Below are 17,018 nucleotides of genomic sequence, written 5' to 3'. Positions count from 1 at the left end.
CTTTTAAGATCGCAAAGGCACATCGAAGATGTGCTGCAATGGCTGCAAAGATTATTGAGATAGACCGTTTGACTGGCAGTCAAAAGCCCTCACTGAATTTGAGGGCTTAGAGGTTTCAGCGTCTGGAAAAGTGTCAGTCATTTTTTTGCGAAGGATTTGTTGTAGTGATCCTGCATTGTCTTTTCAACATCTGACAGTTTGTAGTAGATTTTGTTGCCTACCTGGGAAAAAGAAATTTTCCCTTCATCGCGCCACGTCTGTGCTGTTCTGCGTGAGATTTTAAGCATTGCGATGAGTTCCTCATTATCCAGGAATACTTCCTGTTTTGGTGCTGTTTTGTAATTTAGTTTTTCAAGAACTTCATTCATCTTTGCTACAAGTTCGTCGAATTGATCTTTGGATAAAATAATTGCTTCCATAAAAATTGTTTGTTTAAGATTATGGAGCAAAGGTGTGAGAAAAGAAAAAGTCCCCGAGTCCCCAAATGGTCCCCTGGGGACTAAGTTTTTTTTCAAATCTCTCCCAAGTCTATTCTTTTCTCAGAATTTGGACGCTTGTCTTCTTTCGAAGGCTTCAAAATTGTTCGAATTGTTTGGGGACTTAGTGAAAGTCCCCCTTTATCTTCGAAACAGTTTACAATAACTGCGACAATATCCTGTACATTACCGTCTATAAAAGGTTTGCCATCAACAAACATTTCACGGTTTAACTGGTAGAAAATATCAACAATCTGGTTTACATTGCAGTTTATCCTTAGTTTGGAATATGGCAATAAACCTTCCGGGGTGGAAGGCAGAGCATTCTGCATTTCTGCTTTTGCTTTGGCATAATTTTGAAGTTTTCCAATAAGTTTCTGGCATTCCTGTTCGAAGTCCGGCAATTTGTTATTTATCAATTCCAGTTCTGCTGTACTGTATTCAAAAATTTCGGTTGTTAGAAAAAACACCTTTTCCTGTATCGTAGGAAGTGAATGGCATTTTAATTTCGATTCCTTAAAACTGAAATATCTTTCCTCTGACTGTGCGTTTATTTCTCTTGCCGGGGGTTTCTTAGTTTTTTCTTTTGATTTTTCAATTTTGAGTTCCTGCCTTTTCAGTTCAATGCAGGTCTGAAATTTCATCAGTTTAGAATCACGTTTTGCCTCATGGAAGATTTCTTCATTTTCGGAAATGAGTTTCTCAAACTTGTTGAGCCAAAGCATGGGATCTTTTACCAGGCTACAATGGTGGTTCAGAAAGTCGGGAATGTTGGAATTGTTTTGGTTGAAGGCCTTTGTGAAGAGTGACTGGCAATATGTTTCGAGGGTTTCCTCCGGGATTTTTTCAATATCAAATAAGGCGTTGAACGCGTCCGTAACCTTTACGGACGAAAATTGCACGAAGGGTAGAGTTTCCTTTATGAGATACCTGGAAGCCATGGCTATTATATATTAGAGTTTTTTTTATGAAAGTATTGTTTGCTTTTAATTGCATTGTTTGGTTTTTACGCAAAAATCTGTTCAAATCATAACCGAAAACATTAAGATTTTCACTTTTAGTGACTAAATGTAAATTTAGGAAATTGGATGCAAAATTTAGTGAGCGAAAATATTTGTAATGAAAAAATCCTTAAAAATTATTTTTAAGGATTTGTACATCAATTACTTATGTTATCCACACTCCACCAGCTACAATACAAACTGGTCAACCGCTTTTGAAAGTTCCTCGTTTACAATTTTTGCGTAAATCTGCGTGGTGGAGATATCTCTATGATCCAAAAGCTTTGAAACATGTTCAATACGCATTCCTTTATTAAGAGCCATTGTGGCAAAAGTGTGACGGCTTAAATGAAAATGGAGCGTAAAAGGAAATTCCAATTGTTTACCTAATTTTCGAAGATATAAATTGCAAAGACCGTTTTGGCTGGATATGGCTCTTCTTTTTCCTTCTGGATCGATTTTAAAAAAGTTTCTTTCTGTAATTGCAGGAAAAAGAAATTCGCCAATATTATCGGGATGATTTCTATATTTTTTGATGATTTTTTGTGCTGTTTCGCCTATTTTGAAATGGTGTACACGACCGGTTTTTTCGACCTCTTTACGAATCATATGGGTATGTGGGTCATATTCAAAAACTGTAAGCGTGACAACATCTGAAAACCTGAGCCCACCGGCTGACACAGAAAACATAAATAGATCTCTGTAAAGCTCGGCTTTTGAACGTCCTTCAAACCTGTGATTTTTCAGCTTTTCGAATTGCTCGTCATTCAGAAAATTTCTTTTGCTGGGTTCTGTTTCCAGTTTCAGTTTTTTAAAGGGATAAAAACTATCATCAATTATTTCCTCTTCTTGTGCGTGTTTGAACATCATAGAAAGAACAATCATGCTTAGTTTCTGCGAAGTTTTGTTATTTTTTAAAACATTACCAGCATACAGCATATAATCTTTTAAAAGACTTACTGTAATATCATCAAACATAATTGAATCATCGTTTACAAATGCTTTGAACTTTGCGAGTTGCGATTTATAAATTTTATAGGTTGAAGGAGAGTAGGTGTGCTGCAGTTTTTTCAGTTTGGATTCGGCGTACGCAAAAAACTTTACCCGGTCTTTACCCTTAATGGCTTCCTTTAACTTTCTGGCAGTAATTGATTTGGATTTTCTTTCGGAATCAGCAATTGTTGCAGATGCCTCTGCAAGTTTTGCAGCGAGCATAGCATTTGTGCGTGCGCTGTTTGGGAAGCTCTTGCGGACTTTTTTATTTTCATCATCCCATTGTGCCGGATTTATCTTAAGACCAGTACTGATATACTTAGACTGGCGATCCTGAATCAATCGGATATAAAGAGGGCATTTGCCTTCCTTGTCTTGCTGCTGCGTTCTGAGGATAAATTTTACTGATGCCATAGGTAGAATATTTGTTTGATGTTGTACTAAAAATTCTTCTTTTTGAAAAGGAACGCAAACAGCTGAATTGTTGAATATTCAATCGGATGCAACCTGATACAAAGGTACAACATTTAGTTCAACAAATTCTATTTTCCGTTGCTTTTTTATGCTTTTAATTTAATAGTGAAAAAACAAATATAGCCTATTAATAGGCATTTAGAAGTATTTTGAAACATTGATTTGAATATATCGTATAACACCCAAATATACGCATTGCGTATAATTTAATTATATATACCTGCGTAAAAAAACAATAAAAATATATAAATATTTGATAATCAGTATTTTTATTTTTATTAATTTTGGACTTGCGCAATAATTGTAATATGGACTACAAATTAGTAGAAAAATTTTTAACTAGACTGAGGGTACAAAGATTCTCAGAAAATACAATTGAGAATTATAAAAGTCAACTAATTTATTTTTTAAAAATTTCTAATCAGTATAAACCAGAAGATATAACTGATAATCAGTTAGAAAAATTTATTATATGGTTAGTGAATGAAAAAAATATTGGTCAATCTTATCAAAAAGCAATGTTAGCAACACTAAAAAAATTTTATAAAGAAATTTTTAATAGAGAAGTTAACCTGTCTCATCTTTATCCTAAAAGAAAAGAAAATAAATTACCAAAATTTCTTACACAAAATGAAATTAAAAAAATTATTGATATTACAGAAAACCTAAAACATAAAACCATCATTACTACTATTTATTCTTGCGGGCTTAGATTAAGTGAATTATTAGAATTAAAAATATCTGACATAAAATCAGAACAAGATTGTATTGTTATTAGACAATCAAAAGGAAATAAAGATAGAATAGTAATGCTTTCACCCAAACTTTTAGATCTATTAAGAGAATATTATAAAAAATACAAACCGAAAGAATATGTTTTTGAAGGGCAACTTGGCGGAAAATATTCTGCAAGAAGCGTTCAGCAGATTCTTAAAAAGTCAATAGAAATTGCAAAAATTAATAATCAGGCTTCTGTGCATACTCTCAGACATTCTTACGCCACACATCTATTAGAGAATGGAACTGATATAAGGATTATTAAAGAGCTTCTTGGGCATAACTCAATAAAGACTACAGAAATTTACACTCATATAACAGATGTTCAGAAATATAAATTAAGAAGTCCGCTTGATTTTCTGTAAAAATTTCCTCACTTCAAAACCTTTATTTATATTTGCTATAAGCAGAAATTATTTATGAAGCTCAATATAAAAAACGAAACAGGCAGATTAAAATCGGTAGTTCTAGGTCAGCCAAAGTCTATTGGCCCAGTTCCTACTTTAGAAGAAAGTTATGATGCTAAGTCATATTACTCCATAGAAAATGGTATTTATCCTAAAGAAGAAGACATCATCGCAGAAATGACTGCCTTCGAAAAAGTGCTCAAAAAATATGATGTAGAAGTTTTCAGACCGAATATTATCAAAGATTACAATCAGGTTTTCGCAAGAGATGTAGCCTTCGTCATCGAAGATAAAATGATTATCTCAAACGTCATCAAAGATAGAGCAGATGAACAGGAAGCTTATCGTAAAATTTTTGAAAAAGTAGAATGGCGCAAAATCATCAATTTACCAGAAACCGCTCATATAGAAGGCGGAGATGTAATTGTTTGGGATGATTTTCTCTTTGTGGGAACTTGTTTCTCCGAAGATTACAGAAATTATAAAACGGCTAGAACCAATGAATATGCTATTGAAATCCTGAAAGAATATTTCCCTAAAAAACGTATCATAGACCTTGACCTTAAGAAAAATGACAAGGTTCCGTATCAAGGTGTTTTGCACTTAGACTGCACGTTTAATCCCATTGGAAAAGACAAATGTATTATCTATAAAGACGGTTTTGTAGACGAAAGTGATTACCAACTCATCATAGATATTTTCGGGGAAGAAAACTGCTTCCACATTACACCAGAAGAAATGTTCGAGATGAATCCTAATATTTTCTCTATTTCGCCAGAAGTTGTAGTTTCAGACGAAACTTTTACCAGAATGAATGACTTTCTGAGAAATGAGTGGGGTTTTACGGTAGAAGAAATTCCGTATCGTGAAATTTCTAAAATGGGAGGTTTGCTCAGATGTTCTACCATGCCTTTGGTTAGAGAATAATTAGATTATTTTTATCAAAATAAAAAAGGACAACTTCATAAAGAGGTTGTCCTTTCGATTTAAAGAAATAAGAAATAAAAAATTATTGTAATGAAAACTTGATTTTCGTTTTAATCGCGTCTGAAGAATTCCCAATCAGCGCTTCGAAATCACCAGGTTCTGCTACCCAATCGTGTTTTACTGGGTCAAAGAAACTTAAAGCAGATTTGTCAATCGTAATGGTTACTTCTTTTTGTTCACCTGGATTTAAGTAGATTTTTTCAAAGCCTTTCAGTTCTTTTAATGGTCTTGGCAAAGAAGATTTTAGGTCTCTTATGTATAATTGAACCACTTCTGCACCTGCTTTTTTGCCTGTATTTTTTACTGGAATTGTAAACGTAATAGTCTCATCTTCGGTAATAACAGATTTGTCTGCTTTAGCTTGACCAATTTCGAAAGTGGTGTAACTTAATCCATGCCCGAAACTGAAAAGTGGTTTGATATTTTTGGTGTCATGCCAACGATAACCTACGAAAATACCTTCATTATATTTTATGTTGATAGGGTTTTGTTGGTCTTTTCCTTTTCCTTGAGCTAATTCTTCTTTATTACCAGGATATTCTCCTAATTGATGCGCTGAATTGTCTTCTAATTTCACAGGGAAAGTGAAAGGCAATTTTCCAGAAGGATTAGCGTCACCTGCTAAAACTGAAGCGATAGCATGACCGCTTTCTGAACCTAAATACCACGCTTGAACAATGCTAGGAACTTCTTTTACCCAAGGCATTTCTACAGCATTTCCTGAAACTAAAACCACAGAGAAATTTTTGTTTGCTTTAGCCAAAGCTGAAATTAATTCATCTTGATGATAAGGCAAGCCCATATCTTTTCTGTCATTTCCTTCACTGTCTTGGAAGTCACTCTTATTAAGTCCGCCCACGAAGATTACAAAATCAGAATTTTTAGCCAATTCTACTGCTTCTTTGGTTAATTCTGCTTGTGAACGATTATCAGTAAGGTCTTTTCCTGTTTTTACTCCATTGTATTCTCCGCCTACATCTCCTACATAACCTCTAGCAAAAACTACTTCTGCATTTTTTCCAAATCTTGCTTTAATTCCGTCTAAAGGTAAAGTTTCATATTTTACTTTTAATGAAGAAGAACCACCGCCTACAGTCATCATTTTGATGGCGTTTTCACCAATTACAGCAATCTTTTTAGTTTTAGCAATGTTAATTGGCAATACATTTTTTTGATTTTTTAGCAATACAATTCCTTCTTCACCAATTTCTTTGGCAATCGCTCTGTGTTCTTCAGAAGCAATATTTCCAAAAGGCTTGTTTTTATTCATGGTTGTAAAGAAAGCCAATCTTAGGATTCTTCTTACTTTATCATCCAATTCTTTAGTTCCTACTTTACCAGATTTGATGAGTTTTAAATAAGGATGTGCTAAATAGTAATTGTCATAAGCATTGCTGGTTCCTTCAGAAAGTCCATTTGTCCAGCTCCCGAATTCCATGTCAAGTCCATTCATAATGGCTTGTTTAGTATCATTTACAGCACCCCAATCAGAAATAACTACTCCTTTAAAACCCCATTCTTTTTTCAGAATATCGTTTAATAAATATTGATTTTGACTTGCATACTGATTTTTGTACATATCATAAGCTCCCATTATAGACCAAGTATCTCCTTCTTGTACAGCTGCTTTGAAGGCAGGTAAATAAATTTCATATAGAGCTCTATCATCTACAATTACGTTGCTGGTATGTCTAAATTGTTCCTGATTATTAAGTGCATAATGTTTCACACAAGCAGCTACACCATTAGATTGAACGCCTTTAATGTATGGAACCACCATTTTAGAAGATAAAAATGGGTCTTCTCCCATATATTCGAAGTTTCTACCGTTTAATGGAGTCCTGTAAATATTTACACCTGGTCCTAATAGAATATCTTTTTTTCTATAACGAGCTTCTTCTCCAAGAGCTTTTCCGTAATTCCAAGACATTTTTTTGTTCCAAGTTGCAGAGAGTGCAGTAAGCGCAGGATATGCAATGATGGAGTCATTGGTCCAACCAGCTTGATCCCATTCATCCCATTTTACTTCAGGACGAATTCCGTGTGGTCCATCAGTCGTCCAAAATTCTGGAATTCCTAATCTTGGAACACCTGGTGAACTGAATTTTGACTGAGCATGAAGCATCGCTACTTTTTCTTCTAAAGTCATTTTAGAAAGCGCGTCTTCTACTCTAAGTTCTATAGGTTGCGAATCATCTAAATAAATTTGTGTCTTTTTTTCTTGTGCTTTTGCTTGAAAACTCATTAACGAGACTAAGCAAACAAGTGCAATTTTCTTGAACATAAGAATTATTTTTTGGTGCAGTAAAACTACAACTTTTTATTATTATCTCAAAATGAGATAATAAAATTTTCAAAAAACTTATCTTGATATTGAATAGTTAAAAATAGAAATCAATAAATTGCCTGTTAATCAGTTGGTTAAGATTTGTTTAAAATGGAAAAATATTTTTTTCTTCTAAAAATTTGGTTTTCTGTAAAACTTGTTTTTATATTTGCACCACGAAAAACGTTCTTTTATACACGCAACTTATTAAGAAAGGTGGAGGGAATTGACCCTGCGAAACCTTGGCAACCTGCTAACAGAAATGAGAGTAAGGTGCCAAATTCAACCCCGAAATTCGGGAAAGATAAGTCTGAAATCAGTTTAAAATAGTCATACACTATATCAAAAACTCTTTCGACTTGTCGGAAGAGTTTTTTTATGCTCTTTCGTCAAGAATTTTCTGCAAATAAGTTGCTCTAATATTTAACAATTAAAAAATTATTAAAAAAATGAGCAATTTAAAATTTGAAACGCTTCAACTTCACGCTGGTCAAGAAATCGACCCAACTACCAATTCTAGAGCGGTGCCGCTTTACCAAACTTCGTCTTATACTTTTAACAGTGCAGAACATGCTGCCAATCTTTTTGGGTTAAAAGAATTTGGGAATATCTACACCAGACTCATGAATCCTACCACAGATGTTTTCGAAAAACGTGTGGCTGCACTTCATGGTGGAGTAGCAGCTTTGGCTACCGCTTCTGGTCACGCTGCACAATTTTTGGCAATTACCAATATTTTACAAGCAGGAGACAATTTCGTGAGTTCGCCTTATTTGTACGGAGGAAGTTATAATCAGTTCAAAGTTTCTTTCAAAAAATTAGGCATCGAAGCACAATTTGCTAAAGACGATGAGCCAGAAAGTTTTGAAGAATTGATTAACGAAAACACCAAAGCGATTTATTTAGAAACCATAGGAAACCCTACGTTGAATGTGGCAGATTTTGATGCAATCTCAGCTGTAGCTAAAAAGCATAATATTCCATTAATCGTTGACAATACTTTTGGAGCAGGTGGTTATTTGTTCAGACCAATTGAACATGGCGCAAATGTAGTGGTAGAATCTGCTACAAAATGGATTGGCGGTCACGGAACTTCTATTGGCGGAATCATCATAGATGGAGGAAATTTCGATTGGGGAAATGGTAAGTTTCCACAGTTTTCTGAACCTTCAGATGGTTATCATGGATTGGTTTTCTCAGATGTTTTCGGTGTAAATGGACCTTTTGGAAATATTGCTTTTATCATCAAAGCCAGAGTAGAAGGTCTTAGAGATTTCGGGCCAGCTATTTCTCCATTCAATTCATTTTTATTGCTTCAAGGTTTAGAAACATTATCGCTGAGAGTAGACAGAACCGTAGAAAATGCTCAGAAATTAGCAGAATTTTTAGAAAATCATCCAAAAGTAGAAAAAGTATTGTATCCAGGTTTGCCGAGTTTCCCAGATTATGAAAATGCTAAAAAATATTTGAAAAAAGGTTTCGGAGGGGTACTTAATTTTGAAATCAAAGGCGGAAAAGAAGCAGCAATTAAATTCATCGATAATTTACAATTGGTTTCACATTTAGCAAACGTAGGAGATTCTAAAACGCTTATCATCAATCCAGCTTCTACCACACACGAACAACTTTCAGACGAAGAAAGATTAAAAGCTGGAATTACTCCGGGACAAATTAGATTAAGTGTAGGAATAGAACATATAGATGATATTATCGCAGATTTAGAGCAATCATTTCAACAATTATAAAAAGTAAAAAGAAGAAAAATGTCAGAATTAAATTTTAAAATAAGCGCAGAAAGTAAGTCTGCAACCAAAGTGATTGCAAAAGCAAGACAGTTTGAAATCATCATAGACGAACCTCAAGATTTAGGAGGAAAAGATGAAGCGCCAAATCCTGTAGAAACATTATTGGCAAGTTATGCAGGTTGTTTTAATGTAGTGCTTCATCTTTTAGCAAAAGAGAGAAATATAGAAATCAACCATTTGAAAATTGATATTAACGGTAACATCAATCCTCAAAAATTATTGGGAATTTCTAAAGAAGAAAGAGCTGGATTTAAAAATATAGATTTAGATATCACCATAGATTCTTCCGCTGAAAAATCTGTCATAGAAAATCTTATAAAAGATGCTAAAGAAAGATGCCCAATTAATGACAACCTTTCTAATTCTACTCCCGTAAATTTTCAATTGAATTAAAAATGTATAAATTCTCCTTAGGTAATTTTATTTCAGAATCTAATCAATTATTAGAAAACGTAGAAATTGCTTATCACATTTTTGGTGAACTAGCCCCAGAAAAAAAAGTGATGTGGGTTTGTCATGCTTTAACTGCAAATTCAGATGCGCAAGATTGGTGGCCTAATTTCATTGGTGAAAATTTAACTTTAGACACCGAAAAATTTACCATAGTTTGTGCCAATATTTTAGGTTCTTGCTACGGAACGAGTTTTCAAAAACAAGAAAAACTTCCATTAATCACGATTCGTGATATGGTAAAACTTCACCAAGAATTAGCCAAATTTTTACAAATTTCTGAAATAGAATTGCTTCTAGGAGGTTCTCTCGGCGGAATGCAATGTTTAGAGTGGGCGATTACAGAACCAGATTTTATTAAAAAATTATTTGTAATTGCTACCAATGCAAAGCATTCTGCATGGGGAATTGCTTTTAACGAAGCACAAAGAATGGCGCTGGAATTAGGCGAAAACGGAATAGATGCAGCTAGAGCTATCGCCATGCTTTCGTACAGAAACTATGCTACTTTTGAAGCGACTCAAACTGATGAAAGTGAAAAATTAGAAAATTATAGAGCGGTTTCTTATCAAAGACATCAAGGTGAAAAACTCAGAAAAAGATTTTCTAAAGAAAGTTATTTCATGCTTTCTAAAGCCATGGATTCTCACCACTTAGGAAGAGGCAGAAATTCAGTGGAAAATGCTTTGAGCCAAATTACAGCAGAAACTTTGGTGATTGGCATAGATAGCGATATTCTTTTTCCTGTTTCAGAGCAAAAATTTATAGCAGAACATATAAAGAATTCTAAGTTGGAAGTGATTTCTTCATTGTATGGTCATGATGGATTTTTAATCGAAACCGAAGAAATTTCAGCATTACTTAAAATGCATTTCAACTTATAAGAAAATACAAACGATGATTTTCAAAAAATTAAAATTAAAAAAATGAGCAAAAAATTAACGATAGGATTGTTTGGTTATGGAGTGGTAGGAACTGGTCTTTATGACGTTTTGCACAAAAGTAAAACGGTAGATGCCACCATCAAAAAAATTGTGGTAAAGCATAAAGATAAGCCTAGAAATATTTCGCCGGAGCATTTTCATTATGATAAAAACGAAATTCTGCAAGACGAAGAAATCAATCTGGTGGTAGAATTAATAGATGATGCAGATGCAGCTTTTGAAATTGTAAAAACTGCTTTAGAAAACGGAAAAGCTGTAGTCTCAGCGAACAAAAAAATGATTGCAGAACATTTCGAAGAACTGTATGAACTGCAAAAAAAGCATCAGGTTCCTTTCCTGTATGAAGCGGCAGTTTGTGTCAGTATCCCGATTATCAGAAATTTAGAAGAATATTACAATAATGACTTTCTGCAATCTATTCAAGGAATTGTAAATGGTTCTACCAATTATATTTTGACCAAAACTTTCCAAGATAATTTAAGCTACGAAGAAGCGCTGAAAGAAGCCCAAGAAAAAGGCTATGCAGAGAGCAATCCTATTTTGGATACAGGTGGTTTTGATGCACGTTCTAAACTTCAAATTCTATTGACGCATTCTTTCGGAATTACTACGAAACCAAAAGAAGTTTTCAATGTAGGAATTCAGAATTTGGGAGATTTAGAAATCAAATATGCCAAAGAAAAAAATCTACAGATTAAATTATTGGCTTATGCTCAAAAAAGAAATGAAGAAGAAGTCGTCGCACTTGTGATTCCGAAATTTGTAAAATCAACTGATACTTTTTCTACAGTGAGTGATGTTTTTAACGGAGTAAAAGTACAAACCGCTTTTGCCGATAAGCAATTTTTCTACGGAAGAGGAGCGGGTTCATTGCCTACTGCAAGTGCAGTTTTGTCTGATATTTCTGCGATTGCTTATGATTACAGATATGAATACAAGAAAATAGCCAACTCAGAAAATTTGAAACTGGCTCAAGATTTTCCTTTGAAAGTTTTATTTAGACATAAAGCCAAAGACAGCCAAAATTTTGAAAATTATTTTGAAGAAATCGAAGAGTTTTATGGCAATAGAGAAGATGCTTATTTTGTAGGAAGCATTCGTTTTCAGCAACTAAAAGACGTTTTCACAAAGCATCAAGATGAGGTGTCATTTGTGTTGATTGATATTTTATAATTATTAACTTGTTTTTTCCTTAAGCGTTGTTTTTCTCTGAAAAATGACGCTTTATTTTTTGTATTTTTGGCAGACAACATACAGATTATGCAAACAACCAACACCGTTTTAATGATAGAGCCCGTTGCATTTGGTTTTAATGCAGAAACGGCACAGAATAATTATTTCCAAGTAAATTCAGAAAATGCTGAAACACAAGGAAAAGCACTGCAAGAGTTTCAAAATTTTGCAGAAAAATTAAGAAGTCATGGCATCAATGTAATGACGATTAAAGACACGTTAGAGCCTCATACTCCAGATTCTATTTTCCCTAATAATTGGATTTCTATGCACCAAGATGGAACAGTGGTTTTGTATCCAATGTGTGCCGTGAACAGAAGATGGGAACGTAGAAATGATATTTTAGAAACGCTTCAAGAGAAATTTGATGTAAAAGAAATCATTGATTTTTCGGCGCCAGAAAAAGAAGGAAAATTTTTAGAAGGAACAGGAAGCATGATTTTCGATCATGACCACAAATTAGCGTATGGTTCTGTTTCGCTGAGGTTAGACGAAGCCTTATTCAGAAAATTTTGTGAGAAATTTGGTTATACCCCTGTTGTTTTTCATTCTTTTCAAACAGCGAATGGAGAAAGATTACCAATTTATCATACCAATGTGATGATGTGTGTAGCAGACCAATTTGTGGTGATTTGCCTAGATTGTATTGATGATGAAACCGAAAGAGTGAACGTAGTGGATACTATTTTAGAATCAGGAAAGGAAATTATAGAAATTTCTGAAAATCAAATGCAACAATTCGCTGGAAATATGCTTCAAGTGCAAAATGAAGATGGCAAAAAGTTTTTGGTAATGAGTGAAACGGCTTACAATTCTTTAACTCCAGAGCAAATTTCAGCTATCAAAAAGTACAATGAAATTATCTATTCTAATCTAGAAACCATAGAAATAAACGGTGGCGGAAGCGCAAGATGTATGCTTGCTGAGGTTTTCTTACCGAAGAAATAAAATATTAACTGAAGCACCGAAGTTTTCGGTGCTTTTATTTTTTCCAATCTTTAAAACTCATTTCAAATTTTATTTCCTCTCCGTGGAATCCTGCGTTTTTCCAGCCCTGTTTTTTGTAAAATAGTTCTGCTCTAGAATTTGTTTCTGTTGAAAGCCAAATGGTTTTTTGGGTTTTGCTAAAATATTCATCAAGCATTAATTGATGAAGTTTTTTGCCAATACCTTTTCCTTCGTATTCGGGTAGAAGAAATAGCGCCCAAACATTATTTTCTATAAAATCTACAATAGAAAATCCTACAATATTATCATCAATTTCGCACACGAAACCAGTTCCTCTTTTGGTGATAAACTCTTCTACCAATTCATTAGGAATTAAGCTAGGATTAGAAAGTTGATTTTCTTTTACAGAATTTCTTACTATTTGTATCAGAGGAATATCTTTAATGGTTGCTTTTCTGTATATCATGTTGTAAAAATAAAAAAAACCACGAACAAAATTTTGCTCGTGATTTCTTTAATTAAAATTTAGTTTAATATGATGGGTTTTTGTGAGATTAGTTTCCTGTTCTGTTTTTAATGTCTTTATTAGCACCTTCTATATTTCTGGCTTTTTGAGTTTTTTGGTTTCCAAAAGTATAGGTTGCGGTAAGCGCAAGCATTCTTCTGTATTCATTTTTTCTTACGTTATTGTAATATCCATTGCTTTGTACATCTGTGATATTATATTTTGAGCCTGTATTAAGGACATCATTCGCTTCGAATAAGAACGTCCAATTGTTCCAAATTTTTCTTACAGAAATGTCCAGCGATTGAAGAGCGGAAAGTTTACCAATCGAGATTTGTTGAGGTGCCAAGTAAAAATAATTTACACCCAAGAATAAGTCTTTTTTGCTCGAAAGTCTGATATTGTTATTCGCTTGAATGTGGAATAAATTCGTAGACTTGTTCAGATTAAACGCTGGGAAAGTTTCACCCGTAATTGGATCTGTATCTACACTTCCTTTGAACACATTATGACCAAAAGTTGTGGTGTAATTGGCACTCCAAATTCCATTGTAGAAATTCTTTTGGAATCCTAAAGTTGCACTGAATTCTTGTTTTTCGCCAAAGTTAGTTCTAATGTATCTCAAAACGGTATTTCCATTTTCTACTTTTTGTAAAGGAATTTGGTCTGATGCATCTTTCACAAGACTAGTATTTAAAACCAAGAAATAAGTGTTTTTATACATATAGTTTAGTTCTTGATTGTAATACTGAGACGCTTTCATAAAAGGATTATTCTGTACATAATTGGTCTGAGTAAGATAAATTCTAGAAGGATTAAGTTCCCAGAAAGAAGGTCTTCTTACACGACTAGAGAATGAATACGTTACATTATGATTCTTATTAATAGCGTAATTTATAGATGCATAAGGTAAAAAGCTGTTGTAATCTCTAGTAAAATGTTCGTCTTTGTCTATTACGCTTCCTTCACTTTTCGTCAGTTCCAAACGAGTTCCCAATTTGGTAGAAACTTTATCATTGAAACTTTTTTCTAGTGTAGCATATACTCCTACAATATTTTCATCGTAGATAAAATGGTTAGATTGGTTATCATCAATTCCTGTTGGTGGCAAAATATTTACAAATTGAGTGTCATTGTCAGTTTTGGTTTTGTTGTAACTTCCTCCCACAGAAAGCGTTAAATTCTTATTGAATTTCTGAATGTAATCTGCCATAAAACCAAGATTATCAATTTGCTGAGGAATAGATTGGTTGAAATTAGCCAAAGTTACTCCATTAACATCACTGGTTTTGTTTACGTTCTCAGTCTTTTGATTGAAGTTAAGATACGCAGCATTCAAGGATAGTTTGCTTCCTAAAGTATCTGTTTTTATTTCATAATTCAGGTTAAGAGAATGGTTTGCAGAATGGTCATTTTGGTTATTTGTGGTGATGTTTTCTCTTGTAGAATTATTTGATAAATCGGTGATGATATTTCTAAAATAAGAAGAACCATCTTTGGTTTTATTCAGATTCAAGCTGTAAGAAATTCCTAAAATTTGTTTATCCGAAATTTCATAATCAGCATTAATATTTCCTCCAACATAAGCATTAGGATTTATTGTATTTCCAACGGATAAATTACTAGAAGTATCTGTTCCGTTGCTCAAAATATAGGTGTTATATTCAGACCATTTTCCTACATAAGTATTGGTGCTTACAGTAAGTTTGTCTTTTTTATAATTGAGTGAAACCGATGTGTTTGGATTGTTATAATAGCCTTGTTTGTTTTCCAACTTCCAAGTTCCGCTCATCCCATCGTATTTCTTCTTTTTCATCACGATATTGATGATTCCTTGATTGCTTTCTACCTGAAATTCAGACGATGGAACGGTAATGACTTCTATTTTCTGAATGTTTTCAGATGGTGTATTTTTCAGCATTTCTAAAACTGCTTCTGCACTCATATTGCTTTTTCTACCATTAATGTAGATGATGGCGTCATTCTTTCCTAAAATTTTTAGGTTGACATTGTCACTTGTAGAAATAAGTGGAGTTTCTTTTAAAAGTTCAAAAGCATTGCTTCCTTTTGCAACTGGCGAATTGGCTACATCATAAACCATTCTATCAGATTTCTTGTGAAAAACCTTTTTGGTCATTTTCACTTCTTCTATGTCTTTCGTTTTTTCTTCTTGCGAATAAGAAAAAAGAGAGGTAAGAATTGCTGCTGTAAATAATAATTTTTTCATGGTGTAATTTTTAAGTTTAAATTCTATAAAAAAGAAAAGTCGCAGTGGGTTATTAGTTGAGTGATTTGGTGTGGTGATTAGTTTTTGTGGTTATTAATTTTTTCACTGCGACTTTTTCAAGTTTGGTTATTCGTTTTAGTTATTCGTTTTTAAATGGTTAAAGTTTTTCTAAAAGATTTTCTTCTATTGAGATGAAGTATGTTTTGTTTAATAATTTACATTGCAAAGATATATAATTAATTTAGTATTATGCAATACAAAGTAGTAAATAAAATTTATTACTTGATTTAACTTATTGATTTTCAGTGATAAAAATTTTAGTTTATGAATTGCTTTCAGAAATAAGACAATCGAATTGGAAAGAATATTACATCAAAAAACAAAAAAAAGTGAAAATTTCTTTTCACTTTTTATAATATTTTGAAGGTAAAATCTTTATTCTCTCTCAAATTTTGCCAGTTTTTTGTCAATCCAAATCGTTGCCAACGGAAAAAACGCAGCCAGAAGTGCGAATACAGAATCTTCGTCATCCCACTGATAAATTTTTCTACAAGGAAAGGCTAAAATCAGGTATAGTGTGAAAAATAAACCATGAATACTCCCCATAACACTGATGTAAATAATGGGTAAAATTCCTTCCTTGTCCTCACGAATCCAAATCATGGCAGAAAAAAGCAAAAGCCAAGAAATTGCTTCGGCGATACAGATTTGTCTAAACCATTTGATGAGTTTTTCTTGAGAATATTTGGTTAAAAAGAAATTTTCTATGAATTCCATTATATAGAGTGTTACTTGATTTGAAGTACAAAAATAAAGATTTAATAATGAATTTTACTTATAAAAACTACTTCCGTCTAAATATTCAAAAACTTCTGGTGGAAGCATCGGTCTTACATTTTTGCCTTCTTTAATCATATTTCTAATTTCTGTGGCAGAAAGTTCTATAATTGGTGCATTTACCATACTGATGTTTTCGTGCTGTAAATATTCACTGTCTTTTTTCTCGCCTTCAAAAGTTCTGGGATAGACAATGATTTGATAATCAGACATCAGTTTTTCTGCGTTTTTCCATTTAGGAAGTGAATCTAGATTGTCTTCGCCCATAATCAGCGCAAAAGAATAATTGGGATATTTTTCTTTGAGATAAGTAAGCGTATCAATCGTGTAACTTGGCTTTGGTAAAGAAAACTCTACGTTTGAAGCTCGCATTTTAGGATAGTTTTTCACTGCAAGTTGCACCATATCAAGACGATTGTGGTCTGTAAGCAATGATTTTTTATCTTTAAATGGATTTTGCGGAGAAACCACAAACCAAAGCTCATCCATATCCGAATTTTCTAAAATATAGTTCGCCAAAATCAAATGCCCAATATGAATGGGATTGAATGAGCCGAAAAATAGTCCAATTTTTTTCATTAAAGGGTTTAGGAGTTAGGGATTAGTTTTTTACTCGCAACACGTATCT

General features: G+C 33.3%; 15 protein-coding genes and 1 riboswitch. Of the genes, 7 read left to right on the top strand and 8 right to left on the bottom strand.

The annotated features are described in order from the left end of the window. Window positions 1-137: 137 nt before the first annotated feature. The 3 genes from QO190_RS11860 to QO190_RS11850 all read right to left on the bottom strand — a co-directional run bounded on the left by QO190_RS11860 (window position 138) and on the right by QO190_RS11850 (window position 2,884). Entirely contained in the window at window positions 138-419 is a 282-nt protein-coding gene (locus QO190_RS11860; RefSeq protein WP_371463242.1) for a helix-turn-helix domain-containing protein, read from the bottom strand. A gap of 92 nt (window positions 420-511) precedes the next feature. Beyond that, the gene (locus QO190_RS11855; RefSeq protein ID WP_371463240.1) at window positions 512-1,417 is read right to left on the bottom strand and encodes a hypothetical protein; all 906 of its coding nucleotides are present in this window, start codon (window positions 1,415-1,417) and stop codon (window positions 512-514) included. 249 nt (window positions 1,418-1,666) lie between these two features. Beyond that, window positions 1,667-2,884, bottom strand: a complete 1,218-nt coding sequence (locus QO190_RS11850) for a tyrosine-type recombinase/integrase (RefSeq protein WP_371463239.1) — start codon at window positions 2,882-2,884, stop codon at window positions 1,667-1,669. A gap of 368 nt (window positions 2,885-3,252) precedes the next feature. On the opposite strand from QO190_RS11850, the gene xerA reads away from it, so the two are divergent. Together xerA and QO190_RS11840 are read left to right on the top strand one after the other, a co-directional pair. Beyond that, complete coding sequence (xerA, locus tag QO190_RS11845) at window positions 3,253-4,086, top strand: site-specific tyrosine recombinase/integron integrase (protein ID WP_371462848.1); 834 nt, start codon at window positions 3,253-3,255, stop codon at window positions 4,084-4,086. A gap of 54 nt (window positions 4,087-4,140) precedes the next feature. Beyond that, a complete protein-coding gene (locus tag QO190_RS11840; protein WP_213189980.1) occupies window positions 4,141-5,055 on the top strand; it encodes a dimethylarginine dimethylaminohydrolase family protein in 915 nt (304 codons plus the stop codon). Window positions 5,056-5,137: 82 nt separating this feature from the next. Here QO190_RS11840 and QO190_RS11835 read toward each other — a convergent pair whose 3' ends face one another. Continuing rightward, the gene (locus QO190_RS11835; RefSeq protein WP_371462845.1) at window positions 5,138-7,399 is read right to left on the bottom strand and encodes a glycoside hydrolase family 3 C-terminal domain-containing protein; all 2,262 of its coding nucleotides are present in this window, start codon (window positions 7,397-7,399) and stop codon (window positions 5,138-5,140) included. Between the two features lie 243 nt (window positions 7,400-7,642). Next, window positions 7,643-7,752: riboswitch (SAM riboswitch) on the top strand. Window positions 7,753-7,890: 138 nt separating this feature from the next. Here QO190_RS11835 and QO190_RS11830 point away from each other — a divergent pair. The 5 genes from QO190_RS11830 (at window position 7,891) to ctlX (ending at window position 12,821) form a co-directional block, all read left to right on the top strand. Beyond that, window positions 7,891-9,186 (top strand): O-acetylhomoserine aminocarboxypropyltransferase/cysteine synthase family protein, encoded by a 1,296-nt coding sequence (locus QO190_RS11830; protein WP_371462844.1) that lies wholly within the window; start codon window positions 7,891-7,893, stop codon window positions 9,184-9,186. An 18-nt stretch (window positions 9,187-9,204) separates the two neighbouring features. Continuing rightward, the gene (locus QO190_RS11825) at window positions 9,205-9,639 is read left to right on the top strand and encodes an OsmC family protein (protein WP_371462842.1); all 435 of its coding nucleotides are present in this window, start codon (window positions 9,205-9,207) and stop codon (window positions 9,637-9,639) included. A 2-nt stretch (window positions 9,640-9,641) separates the two neighbouring features. Then, window positions 9,642-10,580, top strand: a complete 939-nt coding sequence (locus tag QO190_RS11820) for an alpha/beta fold hydrolase family protein (RefSeq protein WP_371462840.1) — start codon at window positions 9,642-9,644, stop codon at window positions 10,578-10,580. A gap of 42 nt (window positions 10,581-10,622) precedes the next feature. Then, the gene (locus QO190_RS11815; protein WP_371462838.1) at window positions 10,623-11,813 is read left to right on the top strand and encodes a homoserine dehydrogenase; all 1,191 of its coding nucleotides are present in this window, start codon (window positions 10,623-10,625) and stop codon (window positions 11,811-11,813) included. A gap of 87 nt (window positions 11,814-11,900) precedes the next feature. After that, on the top strand, window positions 11,901-12,821 hold the full coding sequence (ctlX, locus tag QO190_RS11810) for a citrulline utilization hydrolase CtlX (protein ID WP_371462836.1): 921 nt from the start codon (window positions 11,901-11,903) through the stop codon (window positions 12,819-12,821). A 34-nt stretch (window positions 12,822-12,855) separates the two neighbouring features. On the opposite strand, the gene QO190_RS11805 is transcribed toward ctlX, so the two are convergent. The 4 genes from QO190_RS11805 to nadD all read right to left on the bottom strand — a co-directional run bounded on the left by QO190_RS11805 (window position 12,856) and on the right by nadD (window position 16,969). Further along, window positions 12,856-13,287: a GNAT family N-acetyltransferase gene (locus QO190_RS11805; protein ID WP_371462834.1), complete on the bottom strand. Its 432-nt coding sequence runs from the start codon at window positions 13,285-13,287 to the stop codon at window positions 12,856-12,858. Between the two features lie 88 nt (window positions 13,288-13,375). Then, complete coding sequence (locus QO190_RS11800; RefSeq protein ID WP_371462832.1) at window positions 13,376-15,553, bottom strand: outer membrane beta-barrel family protein; 2,178 nt, start codon at window positions 15,551-15,553, stop codon at window positions 13,376-13,378. A gap of 435 nt (window positions 15,554-15,988) precedes the next feature. Beyond that, window positions 15,989-16,330 carry a DUF3817 domain-containing protein gene (locus QO190_RS11795; protein ID WP_371462830.1) on the bottom strand — a complete coding sequence of 114 codons (342 nt, stop codon included), beginning with the start codon at window positions 16,328-16,330 and terminating at the stop codon, window positions 15,989-15,991. 54 nt (window positions 16,331-16,384) lie between these two features. Beyond that, window positions 16,385-16,969: a nicotinate (nicotinamide) nucleotide adenylyltransferase gene (gene nadD / locus QO190_RS11790; RefSeq protein ID WP_104793881.1), complete on the bottom strand. Its 585-nt coding sequence runs from the start codon at window positions 16,967-16,969 to the stop codon at window positions 16,385-16,387. Window positions 16,970-17,018 lie beyond the last annotated feature (49 nt).

It is taken from the genome of Cloacibacterium sp. Arc13, from assembly GCF_041431305.1.
Classification (GTDB): Bacteria; Bacteroidota; Bacteroidia; order Flavobacteriales; family Weeksellaceae; genus Cloacibacterium; species Cloacibacterium caeni_B.
This window is presented reverse-complemented; position numbering and strand designations above follow the sequence as displayed.